At 44.5% G+C, this 512-nt stretch carries 2 rRNA genes; both read left to right on the top strand.

Annotation, left to right across the window (positions count from 1 at the left end):
• Positions 1–112, top strand: a 16S ribosomal RNA gene (locus tag ACAN52_RS21980); the annotation flags it as partial.
• 289 nt (positions 113–401) lie between these two features.
• Positions 402–512 (top strand): 23S ribosomal RNA (locus ACAN52_RS21975); the annotation flags it as partial.

The raw sequence follows: 512 nt of genomic DNA, 5'->3' as shown, positions 1-512 counted from the left end.
CGAAGCCGGTGAGGTAACCGTAAGGAGCCAGCCGTCGAAGGTGGGGCCGATGATTGGGGTGAAGTCGTAACAAGGTAGCCGTAGCGGAAGCTGCGGCTGGATCACCTCCTTTCTATGGAGATTCGAGAGGTTGAAATATACTTCTCAAATCCAAGGTCGACACATCTGGTTGTTCACTACACTTACATTGTTTAGTTTTGAGGGAATACCTCAACAGTCAGCGCTTTAGTGCTGGCGAAATGTTCTTTGAAAACTTCACAGAAGAAAGCAAAAGTAATAAACCATGCAAATGGGTGATTACCAAGCATTTTAGGATTAATTTTTAATCGTATGTTTAGTGTGAACTAAATGTACACCATCAAATAATTGTCCATTTATGGATGATTTTTTAGTGAGACGTAAGTCAAGCTAATAAGGGCATACGGTGGATGCCTTGGCGCCAAGAGCCGATGAAGGACGGGGTAAGCTCCGATATGCTACGGGGAGTCGCAAGCAGACTTTGATCCGTAGAT

Origin of the sequence: Pelosinus sp. sgz500959 (genome assembly GCF_042610375.1) — a bacterium.
Taxonomy (GTDB): Bacteria; Bacillota; Negativicutes; order DSM-13327; family DSM-13327; genus CTSoil-075.
This window is presented reverse-complemented; position numbering and strand designations above follow the sequence as displayed.